The sequence below is a fragment of the Streptomyces sp. NPDC001381 genome (assembly GCF_042895685.1).
In the GTDB taxonomy this organism is placed as follows: Bacteria; Actinomycetota; Actinomycetes; order Streptomycetales; family Streptomycetaceae; genus Streptomyces.
The window spans coordinates 246038-262004 of the sequence record NZ_JBIAWO010000007.1 but is presented as its reverse complement, the minus strand read 5'-3'; the positions used below and the strand labels follow the sequence as shown (position 1 = coordinate 262004).

General features: G+C 72.9%; 13 protein-coding genes. 12 read left to right on the top strand and 1 reads right to left on the bottom strand.

The window, feature by feature from the left end; genetic code table 11:
* Positions 1–167: 167 nt before the first annotated feature.
* The 11 genes from ACFY2L_RS28985 to ACFY2L_RS28935 all read left to right on the top strand — a co-directional run bounded on the left by ACFY2L_RS28985 (position 168) and on the right by ACFY2L_RS28935 (position 13877).
* Positions 168–293, top strand: a complete 126-nt coding sequence (locus tag ACFY2L_RS28985; protein ID WP_390660422.1) for a hypothetical protein — start codon at positions 168–170, stop codon at positions 291–293.
* A 97-nt stretch (positions 294–390) separates the two neighbouring features.
* Entirely contained in the window at positions 391–2493 is a 2103-nt protein-coding gene (locus ACFY2L_RS28980) for an ABC transporter ATP-binding protein (protein WP_390823865.1), read from the top strand.
* 108 nt (positions 2494–2601) lie between these two features.
* Complete coding sequence (locus tag ACFY2L_RS28975; RefSeq protein ID WP_390660420.1) at positions 2602–3531, top strand: DMT family transporter; 930 nt, start codon at positions 2602–2604, stop codon at positions 3529–3531.
* A 266-nt stretch (positions 3532–3797) separates the two neighbouring features.
* Positions 3798–4592, top strand: a complete 795-nt coding sequence (locus ACFY2L_RS28970; protein ID WP_390660419.1) for a TIGR03084 family metal-binding protein — start codon at positions 3798–3800, stop codon at positions 4590–4592.
* On the top strand, positions 4589–6271 hold the full coding sequence (locus ACFY2L_RS28965; protein WP_390823864.1) for an acyclic terpene utilization AtuA family protein: 1683 nt from the start codon (positions 4589–4591) through the stop codon (positions 6269–6271). Before ACFY2L_RS28970 ends, ACFY2L_RS28965 begins: the two co-directional genes overlap by 4 nt.
* On the top strand, positions 6226–7866 hold the full coding sequence (locus ACFY2L_RS28960; RefSeq protein ID WP_390660417.1) for an acyl-CoA carboxylase subunit beta: 1641 nt from the start codon (positions 6226–6228) through the stop codon (positions 7864–7866). Before ACFY2L_RS28965 ends, ACFY2L_RS28960 begins: the two co-directional genes overlap by 46 nt.
* Positions 7867–7874: 8 nt before the next feature.
* On the top strand, positions 7875–9776 hold the full coding sequence (locus ACFY2L_RS28955; protein ID WP_390823863.1) for an acetyl/propionyl/methylcrotonyl-CoA carboxylase subunit alpha: 1902 nt from the start codon (positions 7875–7877) through the stop codon (positions 9774–9776).
* A 41-nt stretch (positions 9777–9817) separates the two neighbouring features.
* Positions 9818–10942 carry an acyl-CoA dehydrogenase family protein gene (locus ACFY2L_RS28950; protein WP_390660415.1) on the top strand — a complete coding sequence of 375 codons (1125 nt, stop codon included), beginning with the start codon at positions 9818–9820 and terminating at the stop codon, positions 10940–10942.
* A gap of 21 nt (positions 10943–10963) precedes the next feature.
* The gene (locus tag ACFY2L_RS28945; protein WP_390823862.1) at positions 10964–12532 is read left to right on the top strand and encodes a 4-coumarate--CoA ligase family protein; all 1569 of its coding nucleotides are present in this window, start codon (positions 10964–10966) and stop codon (positions 12530–12532) included.
* Positions 12529–13263, top strand: coding sequence for an enoyl-CoA hydratase family protein (locus ACFY2L_RS28940; RefSeq protein WP_390823861.1), 735 nt, complete (start codon positions 12529–12531; stop codon positions 13261–13263). Before ACFY2L_RS28945 ends, ACFY2L_RS28940 begins: the two co-directional genes overlap by 4 nt.
* A complete protein-coding gene (locus tag ACFY2L_RS28935; protein WP_390660412.1) occupies positions 13251–13877 on the top strand; it encodes a TetR/AcrR family transcriptional regulator in 627 nt (208 codons plus the stop codon). Before ACFY2L_RS28940 ends, ACFY2L_RS28935 begins: the two co-directional genes overlap by 13 nt.
* A gap of 21 nt (positions 13878–13898) precedes the next feature.
* On the opposite strand, the gene pdxH is transcribed toward ACFY2L_RS28935, so the two are convergent.
* The gene (gene pdxH, locus ACFY2L_RS28930) at positions 13899–14597 is read right to left on the bottom strand and encodes a pyridoxamine 5'-phosphate oxidase (protein WP_390660411.1); all 699 of its coding nucleotides are present in this window, start codon (positions 14595–14597) and stop codon (positions 13899–13901) included.
* A gap of 228 nt (positions 14598–14825) precedes the next feature.
* On the opposite strand from pdxH, the gene ACFY2L_RS28925 reads away from it, so the two are divergent.
* Positions 14826–15926 (top strand): citrate synthase 2, encoded by a 1101-nt coding sequence (locus ACFY2L_RS28925; RefSeq protein ID WP_390660410.1) that lies wholly within the window; start codon positions 14826–14828, stop codon positions 15924–15926.
* Positions 15927–15967: the final 41 nt, after the last annotated feature.

The window sequence follows — 15967 nt, the reverse complement described above, 5'->3', positions numbered from 1 at the left end:
GCGGCTCGCTCAAGCAATTGCCAGCTACTCCAAGGGTATTCACAGCGCTCCTTTGCTCTTTTTGCCGTTCGCGGAGATGAGAAGCGTGTAAGTTTCTCGATGTCGGGAGCCGGACGCGGAAAGCCCGAAACGACGAAAGCACAGCGCAATCCCCGCAAGGAGTTGGAATGAGCTTCAAGAAGCTTGCCCCGCTGCCCCCCAAGCCCAAGTCGAAGCAGCTCCCGCCGCCGCCGAAGCCGAAGGCGAAGAAGAAGCACCAGCCCCAGCCGCCGGTTCCCCGCCAGGACGGCTGATCCCTCGCTGTCATGCTGAAAAGGGGCCGATGGTGCACCGTCGGCCCCTTCGCCCTCGAAAAGAGGGAGAGTCGGAGCGGAAGGGAGTGGTTGGGAAATGGGCGGCGAACTCGAGGACGGCGATTCCGGGTACGAATCCGAATACGACACCCCCACCATTCCCGCCCGAATTGCGTTCCGCCGTTTCTGGCCGCTGACCAAGGGCCTCAGGAAATGGCTGATGGTCGTCTGGGTGTGCACGATCCTCGCCGCGCTCGCCGAGACCGAGGCGATCCTGCTCTTCGGCGACCTCACCGACAACGCCCTCCGGGAGGGCTCGCTCGCCGCGTTCTGGACACCCGCGGTGAAGTGGCTGGGGGTCGCCGTGGCCGGTGCGGTCGTCGCCTACGCCGGCAACTCCCTGGCGGCCTGGGCGACCGAACGCTTCGTGATGCGGCTGCGCGAGCACGTCTTCGACCATGTGCAGCAGTTGCCTCCGCACTTCTTCCAGCGCCACCGTCAGGGCGACCTGCTGTCCCGGCTGACGAGTGACGTGGAGGCCATCGAGACGATGGTGGTCTCGGGCCTGGTCGGCGCCGCCTCGGCGGCCTTCAGCGCGTTGTTCTACGCGGCCGCCGCCTTCTGGCTGCGCTGGGACCTGGCCGCCGCCACCTTCGTCCTCGCCCCCCTCTTCTGGCTGGCCGCCCGCCGTTTCTCCGGCTCCATCAAGGACGTCTCCCGGGAGGGCCGGGTCGCCGACGGCGCGATCACCTCGGTGGTCGAGGAGTCCCTCGGCAACATCGTGCTGACGCAGGCGTACGACCGGCGGGACGCCGAGCGCCGCAGGCTCGGCGAGGAGGCGAGCTCCTGGTTCCGCGCGTCCGTCCGCGCGACCCGCCTGAACGAGGCCTACGAGCAACTCGTGCAGGTCATCGAGACGGTGTGCGTCCTCGCGGTGATCGGCATCGGTGCCTGGGAGATCTCCACCGGGCGGATGACCCTCGGTCAGCTGCTCGCCTTCGCGGCCTTCCTCGGCTACCTGTACCCGCCGGTGCGGGGGCTCGCCCAGCTGGGCCTGACGATCACGGCGGCGACGGCGGGGGCGGAGCGGCTGATCGAGATCCTGGACGTACGGCCGTCGGTGACGGACCCCCGGCGCGGCGCCGAGGTCCCCGGCCGCCCGGACGGCACGGTCGAGGTGCGGCACGTCTCCTTCCGCTACCCCGGCGCGGACCGTACGGCCCTGGAGGGACTGACCTTCACCGTCCGCCCGGGCGAGCTGGTGATCATCACCGGGCCGAGCGGCGCCGGCAAGTCCACGGTGTCGAAGCTGCTGCTGCGGTTCTACGATCCCGACGCGGGCGAGGTGCTGCTGGACGGCGTGCCCGTGCGGGACTTCCCGCTGGCACGGCTGCGCGAGTACGTGACCCTGCTGCCCCAGGAGACGCTCGTCCTGCACGACACCGTCCGCGCGAACATCGCCTGCGGGCGGCCCGGCGCGAGCGACCAGGCGATCGAGGAGGCGGCGCGGGCGGCCGACGCCCACGACTTCGTCGTCAAGCTGCCCGAGGGCTACGACACGAGGATCGACCCGGGCTCGGCGCGGCTGTCCGGCGGCCAGCTCCAGCGCCTCGCGATCGCCCGGGCGATCCTGCGGGACGCGCCGGTCCTGGTCCTCGACGAGCCGACGACGGGGCTGGACGCGATCGCGGCCCGGCGGATCGTGAAGCCCCTGCGGCGCCTGATGACCGGCCGTACGACCATCATGATCACGCACGACCTCAACCTCGCTCCCGACGCCGACCGCATCCTGGTCGTCGACGCGGGACGGATCGTGGAGACGGGCCGGCACGAGGAACTGCTGGCGAGGGGCGGCGCCTACGCCCGTCTGCACCGCTCCCAGAACAACGCGGTCATGGACACGGGCGAGCTGCGGCTGCCGCTGTTCGTGGAACCGCCCGTGCAGGTGGCGTACGCGAACGGGTACGGCGACGCGACGGGACACGGCGACGCGAACGCGTATGGCGGCGCGAACGGGTACGGCGAGACGTACGGGTACGGCGACGGGTACGGGTACACGCCCGACGCCCGGCCCTGGGCGGCGGCCCACCCGGAATACGGGGCGCCGGGAGCCCACGGGCCGTACGAAGCGGTCCCCACGACCCTCGCCGACGGCCGTCCCCTGTTCCGTGACGAGGCGTACTGGGCGTCCGGCATCTGACGTCTCACAGCCCGAGACAGCGGCATAACGGGTTCACACACCTGACGAGGTCCATTACTGTGGACTCGAAAGTTCACCGTGATGGACGAATGAACCCCTGGACCGCCCGTGACCACCCCAGAAGCCGCCACCGCGGCCCCCGTCGTCGCCTCCGCCCCGCAGGGCGCCTCCGGCCGCTTCGGCTCCCTCGGCCCCGTCGGCCTGGTGCTCGCCGGGGGCGTCTCGGTGCAGTTCGGAGGCGCGCTGGCGGTGACGCTGATGCCGAGGGCTGGGGCGCTGGGCGTCGTGGCGCTGCGGTTGCTCGTGGCGGCGGTCGTCCTGCTCGTCGTCTGCCGCCCCCGGCTGCGCGGCCACTCCCGGACGGACTGGGGGACGGTGATCGTCTTCGGCGTCTCCATGGCAGCGATGAACGGCCTCTTCTACCAGGCCGTCGCCCGCATCCCGTTGGGTCTGGCGGTGACCCTGGAGGTGCTCGGCCCGCTGACCCTGTCGGTCCTCGCCTCGCGCCGTGCGCTGAACCTGGTCTGGGCCGCCCTGGCGCTCACGGGCGTCTTCCTGCTCGGCGGCGGAGGCTTCGGGGATCTCGACCCGGCGGGGGTCGCCTTCGCGCTGGGCGCGGGCGCCATGTGGGCGGCGTACATCGTGTTCAGCGCCCGCACGGGCCGCCGCTTCCCCCAGGCCGACGGGCTCGCCCTGGCCATGGCGGTCGGCGCGCTGCTCTTCCTTCCCCTGGGCCTCGCGGAGTCGGGCGCGAAGCTGGCGGACCCGGTGACGCTCGGTCTGGGAGCGGCGGTGGCGATGCTCTCCTCCGTCCTCCCGTACACCCTCGAACTCCTCGCCCTGCGCCGCCTGCCCGCCTCCACCTTCGCGATCCTCATGAGCCTCGAACCGGCCCTCGCCGCCACCGCCGGCTTCCTGATCCTCGGACAGGCCCTGTCGCCGCTGGAGGCGGCCGCGATCGGCCTGGTGATCGCGGCGAGCATGGGCGCCGTGCGGACCCAGGTGGGCCGGGGAAACCCGACACCCCCGGACGCCTGACCGACACCACCCGCCCCCGGCCCGCCGCACCCCACCCGACCGACACGGGCCGCCCCACCCCACCGACACGAGCCGCCCCACCCGACCGACACGGGCCGCCCCGCCCCACCGACACGGGCCGCCCCGCCCCACCGACACGGGCCGCCGTGCCCGCCGGCCCCCGCCCGCGCCGTGAACCCGCCCCCCGCTTCCCCGGCCGCAGGGCGGGGCAGAAATTCATGCAAGCATGCTTGATTGTTTCTGGGGGGCCTGCCATGCTCCACCCCATGGCCGACCCGACGCCCGTGCTCGACGATCTGCGTGCCGAAAGCGACGAACTCGACCGCCTCGTGGCCGAGTTGACGCCCGAGCAGTGGAGGCTGCCGACCCCCGCGCCCGGCTGGACCGTCGCCCACCAGATCGCGCACCTCGCCTGGACCGACCGCTCCTCCGTGCTCGCCGTGACCGATCAGGACGCCTTCGCCCGTGAGGTCGAGAAGGCGCTGGCCGCCCCCGGGGACTTCGTGGACAACGGTGCCGAGGAGGGGGCCGGTAAGCCGCCCGCGCAGCTGCTCGCGGACTGGCGGGCCGGGCGCGAGGCACTTCAGGACGCCCTGCGCGCGGCACCCCCCGGGGCGCGTTTCCCCTGGTACGGCCCGCCCATGGCCGCCGCCTCCATGGCCACCGCGCGTCTCATGGAGACCTGGGCCCACAGCCGGGACGTGGCCGACGCCCTGGGCGTGGTGCCCGCGCCCACCGGCCGGCTGCGGCACATCGCCCGCCTCGGCGTCCGCACCCGTGACTTCGCCTTCCACGTGCACGGACTGCCCGCGCCGTTCGAGGAGTTCCGGGTGGAACTCACCGGCCCCTCCGGCGAGTCGTGGACGTACGGTCCCGAGGACGCCACGGACCGCGTCACCGGCCCCGCCCTCGACTTCTGCCTCCTCGTCACCCAGCGCGCCCACCGCGCCGACCTCGCCCTGGAGGCCGTCGGCCCGGACGCCGACCGCTGGCTGGACATCGCCCAGGCCTTCGCGGGCCCGCCCGGCACCGGCCGCGCTCCCAGGGAGGCCGCCGAGTGACCGCGCTGCGCATCGGCAACGCCTCCGGCTTCTACGGCGACCGCTTCGACGCGATGCGCGAGATGCTCACCGGCGGCGGACTCGACGTCCTCACGGGTGACTACCTCGCCGAACTCACCATGCTGATCCTCGGCCGCGACCGGCTGAAGGACCCGTCCGCCGGGTACGCCCGCACGTTCCTGAAGCAGCTGGAGGAGTGCCTGGGACTCGCCCGGGAACGGGGCGTGCGGATCGTCACCAACGCCGGCGGGCTCAACCCCGCCGGCCTCGCCGACGCCGTCCGGAAGCTGGCGGACCGGCTCGGCGTCCCCGTACGCGTCGCGCACGTCGAGGGCGACGACCTCACCGGCCGCCACCCCGGCAGCCTCACCGCCCACGCCTACCTCGGCGGCTTCGGCATCGCCGCCTGCCTGCGGGAGGGCGCCGACGTCGTCGTCACCGGGCGGGTGACGGACGCGGCCCTGGTCACCGGGCCCGCCGCCGCGCATTTCGGCTGGGGGCCCGGCGAGTACGACCGGCTCGCGGGAGCCGTCGTCGCCGGGCACGTCCTGGAGTGCGGGGCACAGGCCACCGGCGGCAACTACGCCTTCTTCCGGGAGGGCCCCCGGGACGTCCGCCGGCCCGGCTTCCCGCTCGCCGAGCTGTACGAGGACGGCAGCTGCGTCATCACGAAACACCCCGGCACGGGCGGCTTCGTCGATGTCGGCACGGTCACCGCCCAGCTGCTGTACGAGACGGGCGCCGCCCGGTACGCCGGGCCCGACGTCACCGCCCGGCTGGACACCGTACGGCTCGCCCAGGACGGACCCGACCGGGTGCGGATCACGGGAGTGCGCGGGGAGGCCCCGCCGCCCACCCTCAAGGTGGGGCGCAGCCGGCTCGGCGGCTTCCGCAACGAGGTCGTCTTCGTGCTCACCGGCCTCGACATCGAGGCCAAGGCGGAACTGGTGCGCGGCCAGATGACGGAGGCGCTCGCCAAGTCCCCGCCTGCCGAGGTCCGTTGGGAACTCGTACGGACCGACCGGCCCGACGCCGACCGCGAGGAGGAGGCCGCCGCCCTGCTCCGGCTCGTGGTGCGCGATGCCGAAGAGGGCGTGGTGGGAAAAGCGTTGAGCGCGGCGGCCGTGGAACTGGCGCTGGCGAGCTACCCCGGCTTCCACGTCCTCGCCCCGCCCGGCAAGGGATCCCCCTACGGCGTCTTCGAGGCCGCGTACCTCCCCCAGGGCGAGGTCGAGCACCTGGCCGTCCTCGACGACGGGCGCCGCGTCCCCGTGGCGCCGGCCGCGGACACCCGCGTACTCGACGAGGTGCCGCAGCCGCCCCTGCCCCCGGCCCTGCCGCCGGGACCCGTGCGCAGAGCCCCCCTCGGGCTGGTCGCCGGGGCCCGCAGCGGGGACAAGGGCGGGGACGCCAACGTCGGGGTCTGGGTCCGTACCGACGAGGCGTGGCGGTGGCTCGCGCACACCCTGACCGTGGAGCGGTTCCGCCGGCTCGTCCCGGAGAGCCGCGAGCTGACCGTGACCCGGCATGTGCTGCCCGGCCTGCGCGCCCTGAACTTCGTCGTCGAGGGCATCCTCGGCGCCGGGGTCGCCGCCCAGCACCGCTTCGATCCGCAGGCCAAGGCGCTCGGCGAATGGCTGCGCTCCCGTCACCTGGACATCCCGGAGGCCCTGCTTTGACGGTCATCACCTCCGCCCTGGACACCCGGGGACCGGACTACCGCGCCGCGCGCGAGGCCATGCTGGCCAAGCTCGCCGACCTGGACGCCGAGCATGCGAAGGCCCTCGCCGGCGGCGGCCCGAAGTACGTCGAACGGCACCGGGGGCGCGGCAAGCTGCTCGCCCGCGAGCGCATCGAGCTGCTCCTCGACCCGGACACCCCCTTCCTGGAGCTGTCGCCGCTGGCCGCCTGGGGGAGCGACTACACGGTCGGCGCCTCGCTCGTCACCGGGATCGGGGTCGTGGCGGGCGTGGAGTGCCTGATCACCGCCAACGACCCGACCGTGCGCGGCGGCGCCAGCAACCCCTGGTCGCTGAAGAAGGCCCTGCGGGCGAACGACATCGCCCTCGCCAACCGGCTGCCCTGCATCAGCCTGGTCGAGTCGGGGGGCGCCGACCTGCCCTCGCAGAAGGAGATCTTCATCCCCGGAGGGGCCATCTTCCGGGACCTGACACGGCTGTCGGCGGCCGGCATCCCGACCGTCGCCGTCGTCTTCGGCAACTCCACGGCGGGCGGCGCCTACGTCCCCGGCATGTCCGACCACGTGATCATGGTCAAGGAGCGGGCGAAGGTCTTCCTGGGCGGGCCGCCCCTGGTGAAGATGGCCACCGGCGAGGAGAGCGACGACGAGTCGCTCGGCGGCGCGGAGATGCACGCGCGCGTGTCCGGTCTCGCCGACTACTTCGCCGTCGACGAGGCGGACGCCCTGCGCCAGGCCCGCCGCGTGGTCGCCCGCCTCAACCATCGCAAGGCCCACCCGGACCCGGGGCCGGCCGCGCCCCCCGCGTACGACGAGGAGGAGCTCCTCGGGATCGTCCCGGGCGATCTGAAGACGCCGTTCGACCCGCGCGAGGTGATCGCCCGGATCGTCGACGGCTCCGACTTCGACGAGTTCAAGCCCCTCTACGGCACCAGCCTGGCGACCGGATGGGCCACCCTGCACGGCTACCCGGTCGGCATCCTGGCCAACGCCCAGGGCGTCCTGTTCAGCGCGGAGTCCCAGAAGGCCGCCCAGTTCATCCAGCTCGCCAACCAGCGCGACATCCCGCTGCTCTTCCTGCACAACACCACCGGCTACATGGTCGGCAAGGAGTACGAGCAGGGCGGCATCATCAAACACGGCGCGATGATGATCAACGCGGTGAGCAACAGCCGTGTACCGCATCTGTCGGTGCTGATGGGCGCCTCGTACGGGGCCGGGCACTACGGCATGTGCGGGCGCGCCTACGACCCCCGCTTCCTGTTCGCCTGGCCGAGCGCCAAGTCGGCCGTGATGGGGCCCCAGCAACTGGCTGGCGTGCTCTCGATCGTCGCCCGGCAGTCCGCGGTCGCCAAGGGACAGCCCTACGACGAGGACGCCGACGCCGCCCTGCGCGCCCTGGTGGAGCAGCAGATCGAGTCCGAGTCGCTGCCGATGTTCCTGTCCGGACGGCTGTACGACGACGGCGTCATCGACCCGCGCGACACCCGCACGGTCCTGGGACTGTGCCTGTCCGCCATCCACACCGCGCCGTACGAGGGTGCGCGCGGCGGCTTCGGCGTCTTCCGGATGTGAGGGATCACGTGATCGGTACTCTGCTCGTCGCCAACCGGGGCGAGATCGCCTGCCGGATCTTCCGCACCTGCCAAGAGCTGGGCATCCGGACGGTCGCCGTGCACTCGGACGCCGACGCCGACGCCCTCCACACACGCGTGGCCGACATGGCGGTCCGGCTGCCGGGCGCGGCGCCCGCGGACACCTATCTGCGCGCCGACCTGGTGGTGAAGGCCGCCGTCACCGCGGGCGCGGACGCCGTGCACCCCGGCTACGGCTTCCTCTCCGAGAACGCCGGCTTCGCCCGCGCCGTCCAGGACGCCGGGCTGGTCTGGATCGGGCCACCGCCCGAGGCCGTCGAGGCCATGGCCTCCAAGACCCGCGCCAAGGAGCTCATGGGGCTCGCGCCGCTGCCCGCGGACGCGGTGACGGAAGCGGATCTGCCGGTTCTGGTGAAGGCCGCCGCCGGCGGCGGCGGGCGCGGGATGCGCGTCGTGCGCCGCCTGGAGGACCTGAAGGCCGCGCTGGACGGCGCGCGCGCCGAGGCGGCGAGCGCCTTCGGCGACGGCGAGGTCTTCGTCGAGCCCTACCTGGAGCACGGCCGCCACGTCGAGGTCCAGATCCTCGCCGACACCCACGGCACCGTGTGGCCGCTCGGCACCCGCGACTGCTCACTCCAGCGCCGCCACCAGAAGGTCGTCGAGGAGGCACCGGCGCCCGCGCTGTCCGCCCGGCTCCGGGACGAACTGCGCACGCTGGCCGTGCGCGCGGCACGCTCCGTCGCCTACGTCGGCGCGGGCACCGTCGAGTTCCTCGTCGCCGACGGCCGCGCGCACTTCCTGGAGATGAACACCCGCCTCCAGGTCGAACACCCCGTCACCGAGGCCGTCTTCGGCCTGGACCTGGTCGCCGAACAGATCCGTGTGGCGGAGGGCGCCGCCCTCGCCCCCGAGCCGCCGCCCGCGCGGGGCCACGCCGTCGAGGCCCGCCTCTACGCCGAGGACCCCGCGACCGACTGGACCCCGCAGACCGGCACCCTGCACCGCCTGGCCGTCCCGGAGGGCGTCCGGCTGGACACCGGCTACGCCGACGGCGACGAGATCGGCGTCCACTACGACCCCATGCTCGCGAAGGTCGTCGCCCACGCCCCCACCCGCGCCGAGGCGATCCGCACCCTCGCCGGGGCACTGGAACGCGCCACCCTGCACGGCCCGGTCACCAACCGCGACCTGCTGGTCCGCTCCCTGCGCCACGAGGAGTTCACCTCCGCCCGCATGGACACCGGCTTCTACGACCGCCACCTGACCGACCTCACCGCCGCCGCCCCCGACCCGTACGCCCCGCTCGCCGCGGCCCTCGCGGACGCGACGCGCGCCGGCTCCCGCCTGGGCCTCGGCGGCTGGCGCAACCTCCCGTCACAGCCGCACACGAAGCGGTACGCGGTCGCGGGCGAGGAGACCGAGGTCGGGTACACCTACGGGCGGACCGGCCTGACGGCCGAGGGCGTCCAGGTCGTGCACGCCGATCCCGCCCTCGTCGTCCTGGAGATCGACGGCGTACGGCGCCGCTTCGAGGTCGCCCGCTACGGCGACCAGGTCCACGTCAACACCACGACCCTCACCGCCCTTCCCCGCTTCCCCGACCCCGAGGCCCAGCACGCCCCGGGCTCCCTGCTGGCCCCGATGCCCGGCACCGTCGTCAAGCTCGCGGAGGGTCTCATCACCGGATCGAGTGTCCGCGCCGGTGAACCGCTGCTCTGGCTCGAAGCGATGAAGATGCAACACGTCATTTCGGCCCCGGCGGCGGGGACCCTCACGGAGCTGCACGTGGGGCAAGGACAGCAAGTGGAGGTCGGCACCCTCCTGGCCGTGGTGGAGAGCAGCCGGCCTCAGGGACGCGAGGCCGCATCGACAGGCGGCTCCGCCGCGTGAGCGCGACCCGCCAGGACGAACCCGCACCCGAAGGAGCCACAGTGACCTCTCTCATCGAGTCCGACGAGCACAAGCAACTCCGCAAGGCGGTCGCGTCCTTCGCCAGGACGCACACCGACACCGAGGGCCTCTGGCAGGCCGCGGCCACACTCGGCTACATCGGCGTCAACCTCCCGGAAGCCTACGGAGGGGGCGGTGGCGGCATCACCGAACTCTCCCTGGTCCTCGAAGAGATGGGCGCGGCCGGCAACCCCCTCCTGATGATGATCGTCTCCCCCGCCATCTGCGGCACGGTGATCACCCGCTTCGGCACCGAGGCCCAGAAACGGGAGTGGCTCCCCGCACTGGCGGACGGCTCCCGCATGATGGCGTTCGGGATCACCGAGCCGGACGCCGGCTCCAACAGCCACCGCATCACCACCACCGCCCGTCGTGACGGCACGGACTGGCTGCTCACCGGCCGCAAGGTCTTCGTCTCCGGTGTCGACATCGCCGACGCCACCCTCATCGTCGGCCGCACCGAGGACGCCCGCACCGGCCGCCTCAAGCCCTGCCTGTTCATCGTCCCGCGCGACGCCGAAGGCTTCTCCCGCCGGCCCATCGACATGGAACTGCACGGCGCGGAAAGGCAGTTCGAGCTGGTCCTGGACGACGTGCGGCTGCCCGCGGAGGCGCTCGTCGGCGACGAGGACGCGGGCCTGCTGCAACTGTTCGCCGGCCTGAACCCCGAGCGGATCATGACGGCCGCCTTCGCGATCGGCATGGGCCGCCAGGCCCTCACGAAGGCCGTCGCGTACGCGCGTGAGCGCACCGTCTGGAACGCCCCCATCGGCGCCCACCAGGCCATCGCCCACCCCCTCGCCCAGTCGCACATCGAGCTCGAACTGGCCCGCCTGATGATGCAGAAGGCGGCCCACCTGTACGACGCGGGGGACGACGTGGGCGCCGGCGAGGCCGCCAACATGGCCAAATACGCCGCGGGGGAAGCCTGCGTGCGGGCCGTAGACCAAGCGGTGCAGACCCTCGGGGGCAACGGCCTCACGAGCGAGTTCGGGATCGCCCGGTTGATCACGGCCTCGCGCGTGGCTCGTATCGCCCCCGTGAGCCGGGAGATGATTCTCAACTACGTCTCCCACCAGACCCTGGGCCTGCCCAAGTCGTACTAGGCCGACGCCTTGGAGGAACCGATGTTCCGCAGCGAGTACGCAGACGTCCCACCCGTGGACCTTCCCATCCACGACGCCGTCCTCGGCCACGCGGCGGAGTTCGGCGAGCAGCCCGCGCTGATCGACGGCACGGACGGCACCACGCTCACGTACGAACAGGTGGACCGGTTCCACCGGCGCGTCGCCGCCGCCCTCGCCGAGGCCGGCGTCCGCAAGGGCGACGTCCTCGCCCTCCACAGCCCCAACACCGTCGCCTTCCCGCTCGCCTTCTACGCGGCCACCCGCGCGGGCGCCTCCGTCACCACCGTCCACCCGCTCGCCACCGCCGAGGAGTTCGCCAAGCAGCTCGCCGACGCGCAGGCCCGCTGGATCGTCACCGTCTCACCGTTCCTGCGGACCGCCCTGCGGGCCGCGGAACTCGCGGGCGGCGTCCAGGAGATCTTCGTCTGCGACAGCGCCCCCGGGCACCGCTCCCTGATCGACATGCTCGCCTCGGCCGCCCCCGAGCCACAGGTGGACATCGACCCGGCGCAGGACGTGGCCGCCCTGCCGTACTCCTCCGGCACCACCGGCGTCCCCAAGGGCGTGATGCTCACCCACCGGCAGATCGCCACCAACCTCGCCCAGCTCGACCCGGCGATCACGGCCGGCCCCGGCGACCGCATCCTCGCCGTCCTGCCCTTCTTCCACATCTACGGCCTCACCGCCCTCATGAACGCGCCCCTGCGCCAGGGCGCCACCGTCGTCGTCCTGCCCCGCTTCGACCTGGAGACCTTCCTCGCGGCCATCCAGACCCACCGCATCACCGGCCTCTACGTGGCCCCGCCGATCGTCCTCGCGCTCGCCAAACACCCGGCGGTCGCCCAGTACGACCTGTCGTCCCTGAAGTACGTCATCAGCGCGGCCGCCCCCCTGGACGCCGACCTCGCCGCCGCCTGCGCCGACCGCCTGAACCTGCCCCCCGTCGGCCAGGCCTACGGCATGACGGAACTCTCCCCGGGCACCCACGTCGTCCCCCTCGACGCCATGCGCGACGCCCCCGCCGGCACCGTCGGCAAACTCGTCGCCGGCACCGAGATGCGCATCGTCTCCCTCACCGACCCCGGCAAGGACCTCGGCGTGGGAGAGGAGGGCGAGATCCTCATCCGCGGACCGCAGGTCATGAAGGGCTACCTCGGCCGCCCCGACGCCACCGCCGCCATGATCGACGGCGACGGCTGGCTGCACACCGGCGACGTCGGCCGCGTCGACGAGGACGGCTGGCTCTTCGTCGTCGACCGCGTCAAGGAACTCATCAAGTACAAGGGCTTCCAGGTCGCCCCCGCCGAACTCGAGGCCCTTCTGCTCACCCACCCGGCCGTCGCCGACGCCGCCGTCATCGGCGTCTACGACGACGACGGCAACGAAGTCCCGCACGCCTTCGTCGTCCGCCAGCCCGGCGCCCCCGGCCTCTCCGAAGGGGAGATCGCCATGTACGTCGCCGAACGCGTCGCCCCCTACAAACGCGTCCGCCGCGTCACCTTCGTCGACGCCGTCCCCCGGGCGGCCTCCGGGAAGATCCTCCGCCGCCGGCTGAGGGAGGCGCCGTGACCCTCATCGGACGGACCCGCACCCGGGGCGTCGAAACCCTCAGCCTCGACGCGGTCGACACCCGCAACGCCCTCTCGGCGGCCCTCGTCGGGCAACTGGCCGACGCGCTCACCGACTGCGCCGAGGACACCGAGGTCCGCGCGGTCCTGCTCACCCACACCGGCGGCACCTTCTGCGCGGGCGCCGACCTGCGCGACCCGCCCGGCCCCGACGCCTTCACCGGCCTGCTGCGGCAGATCGTGGAGCTGCCCAAACCGGTCCTCGCCCGCGTCACCGGCCACGTCCGCGCCGGCGGCCTCGGCCTCCTGGCCGCCTGCGACATCACGGCCGCCTCCACCGACTCCACCTTCGCCTTCACCGAGGTGCGGATCGGGGTGGCACCCGCCGTGATCTCCCTCCCGCTCCTCCCGCGCACCGATCCGCGCGCCCTGTCCCGCTACTACCTCACCGGCGAACGCTTCCTCGCCCCCGAAGCGGCCCGCATCGGCCTGCTGACCGCCACCGGCGAGGACGTCGACGCCGTCCTCGCCCCAGTCCTCGACGGTCTGCGCCGATCCGCCCCCCAGGGCCTGGCCGAGACGAAACGGCTGCTCACGGCTAGGGTGCTGGAGACATTCGACCGGGACGCGGCCGACCTCACCGCGCTCTCGGCCCGGCTGTTCTCCTCCGCCCAGGCGCGCGAGGGCATGACCGCCTTCCTAGAACGACGGGATCCCGCATGGGTGCTGTGACCTCGGTCGACCGTGTCCCCGGCGACCGCGCCCCCAAGCAGGACCGCAGCCGGGCCACCCGGCAGCGGCTCCTGGAAGCCGCCGTGGCCTGCCTCGCCGAACACGGCTGGGCGGGCTCCACGGTCTCCGTCGTCGCCGAACGCGCGGGTGTCTCCCGGGGCGCGGCCCAGCACCACTTCCCCACCCGCGAAGACCTCTTCACCGCGGCCGTCGAGTACGTCGCCGAGGAACGCTCCACCGCACTGCGCGCCCTCTTCCCCGAAGGGGCCGCCGAACGCCACGCGGTCGTCTCCGCCCTCGTCGACCTCTACACCGGGCCCCTCTTCCGGGCCGCCCTCCACCTGTGGGTCGCCGCCTCCAACGAAGAACCGCTCCGCCCCCGGGTCACCGAACTGGAAGCCCGCGTGGGCCGCGAGACCCACCGCATAGCCGTGGAGCTCCTCGGCGCCGACGAGTCCGTCCCCGGCGTCCGCGAGACCGTCCAGGGCCTCCTCGACATGGCCCGCGGCCTCGGCCTCGCCAACCTGCTCACCGATGACGCCGGCCGCCGCGAGCGGGTCGTGGCCCAGTGGGCGGGACTGCTGGACACCGTGCTGGACGCGGGGCGCGACTGAGGACCACCGCGCCGCGGTCCGTCACGGATTGAGCCGCTCCACCCGCCAGCTCCCGTCCGCCTCCGCGACGTACCGCAGCCGGTCGTGCAGCCGGTTCTCCCGGCCCTGCCAGAACTCCACCGACTCCGGCGCCACCCGGAAACCGCCCCAGTGCGGCGGCACCGGCACCTGCTCGCCCTCCGGATACCGCGCCACCAGTTCGGCATAGGAGGCGTCCAGCTCGGCGCGCCCCGCGACGACCGCCGACTGGGCACTGGCCCAGGCACCGAGCTGCGAGCCGTGCGGCCGGGTGCGGAAGTACGCGGCCGTCTCGTCCCGCCCCGTACGCCGGGCCACGCCCCGCACGACGACCTGGCGCGCCATCGGATGCCACGGGAACAGCAGCGACACGTACGGGTTCTCGGCGAGGTCCCGGGCCTTGCGGGAGTCGTAGTTGGTGTAGAAGACGAAACCCCGCTCGTCGAACTGCTTCAGCAGCACCGTGCGGGAACTGGGCCGGCCCTCCGCGTCCGCGGTGGAGACCACCATGGCGTTCGGCTCGAAGAGATGGGCCTCGATGGCCGCCTCCTTGAACCAGCGGGCGAACTGCTCCACGGGCGTGGCGGCCAGATCGGCCTCGTCGAGCCCCTCCACGCGGTACTGCTTGCGCATGGCCGCGGGATCGGGCACAGGGCCGGAGTAGACGTCGTCTGCGTCGGTCACATGGTCATCCTGCCGCATGGAAGCACTCCGCGTGAGAGGTGGCACTCAGTGCCGCAACCCCTCCCCAACGGTGACACCCGGGGATATGGTGCAGATGCCACCCCAGGCCCTTCCCGGTTGGGTGACGGTCGACCGCACGGGGCATCAGTGGGGTGACCGCCCACGACCGCGAGTCCGCACACCGAACCGCACAGGACCGCGGATCCACCGGCGCCATGCGTCGCACACATCACGAGGAGCCGCCCGATGTCCGACTTCGTACCCGGACTCGAAGGAGTCGTCGCGTTCGAGACGGAGATCGCCGAACCGGACAAGGAAGGCGGCGCCCTGCGATACCGGGGCGTCGACATCGAGGACCTGGTCGGCCACGTCTCGTTCGGCAACGTCTGGGGCCTGCTCGTCGACGGCGCCTTCAACCCCGGCCTGCCGCCCGCCGAGCCCTTCCCCATCCCCGTCCACTCCGGCGACATCCGCGTCGACGTCCAGTCCGCACTCGCCATGCTCGCCCCCGTCTGGGGCCTCAAACCGCTCCTCGACATCGATGCCGAGCAGGCCCGCGACGACCTCGCCCGCGCCGCCGTGATGGCCCTCTCCTACGTCGCCCAGTCCGCTCGCGGCCAGGGCCGGCCCATGGTCCCGCAGCGTGAGATCGACAAGGCCCAGTCCGTCGTGGAACGCTTCATGATCCGCTGGCGCGGCGAACCCGACCCCAAGCACGTGGCGGCGGTCGACGCCTACTGGACCTCGGCGGCCGAGCACGGCATGAACGCCTCCACCTTCACCGCCCGCGTCATCGCCTCCACCGGCGCCGACGTCGCCGCCGCGCTCTCCGGTGCCGTGGGAGCCATGTCCGGCCCCCTCCACGGCGGCGCCCCCTCCCGCGTCCTCGGCATGATCGAGGAGATCGAGCGCACCGGCGACGCCGAGGCCTACGTCAAGCAGGCCCTCGACAAGGGCGAACGCCTCATGGGCTTCGGCCACCGCGTCTACCGCGCCGAGGACCCCCGCGCCCGCGTCCTGCGCCGCACCGCCCGTGAACTGGGCGCCCCCCGCTTCGAGATCGCCGAAGCCCTCGAGAAGGCCGCCCTCGCCGAACTCCACGCCCGCCGCCCCGACCGCGTCCTCGCGACGAACGTCGAGTTCTGGGCCGCCATCGTCCTGGACTTCGCCGAGGTCCCGGCCCACATGTTCACCTCGATGTTCACCTGCGCCCGCACGGCCGGCTGGTCGGCCCACATCCTCGAACAGAAGCGCACCGGCCGCCTCGTCCGCCCCTCCGCCCGCTACATCGGCCCCGGCTCACGGGGCCCGCAGGAGATCGAGGGCTACGAGGACATCGCCCACTAGGGGACACGAGGGGGCGCGGGAACGCAGGCGACCCGCGAGTC

Excerpts from the sequence above, each read along its gene's own strand:
- ACFY2L_RS28925 (WP_390660410.1), top strand. The coding sequence starts at position 14,826 with ATGTCCGACTTCGTACCCGGACTCGAAGGAGTCGTCGCGTTCGAGACG.
- ACFY2L_RS28970 (WP_390660419.1), top strand. The coding sequence starts at position 3,798 with ATGGCCGACCCGACGCCCGTGCTCGACGATCTGCGTGCCGAAAGCGAC.
- pdxH (WP_390660411.1), bottom strand. The coding sequence starts at position 14,597 with ATGCGGCAGGATGACCATGTGACCGACGCAGACGACGTCTACTCCGGC.
- ACFY2L_RS28960 (WP_390660417.1), top strand. The coding sequence starts at position 6,226 with ATGGCTGCGCTCCCGTCACCTGGACATCCCGGAGGCCCTGCTTTGACG.
- ACFY2L_RS28980 (WP_390823865.1), top strand. The coding sequence starts at position 391 with ATGGGCGGCGAACTCGAGGACGGCGATTCCGGGTACGAATCCGAATAC.
- ACFY2L_RS28935 (WP_390660412.1), top strand. The coding sequence starts at position 13,251 with ATGGGTGCTGTGACCTCGGTCGACCGTGTCCCCGGCGACCGCGCCCCC.
- ACFY2L_RS28945 (WP_390823862.1), top strand. The coding sequence starts at position 10,964 with ATGTTCCGCAGCGAGTACGCAGACGTCCCACCCGTGGACCTTCCCATC.
- ACFY2L_RS28985 (WP_390660422.1), top strand. The coding sequence starts at position 168 with ATGAGCTTCAAGAAGCTTGCCCCGCTGCCCCCCAAGCCCAAGTCGAAG.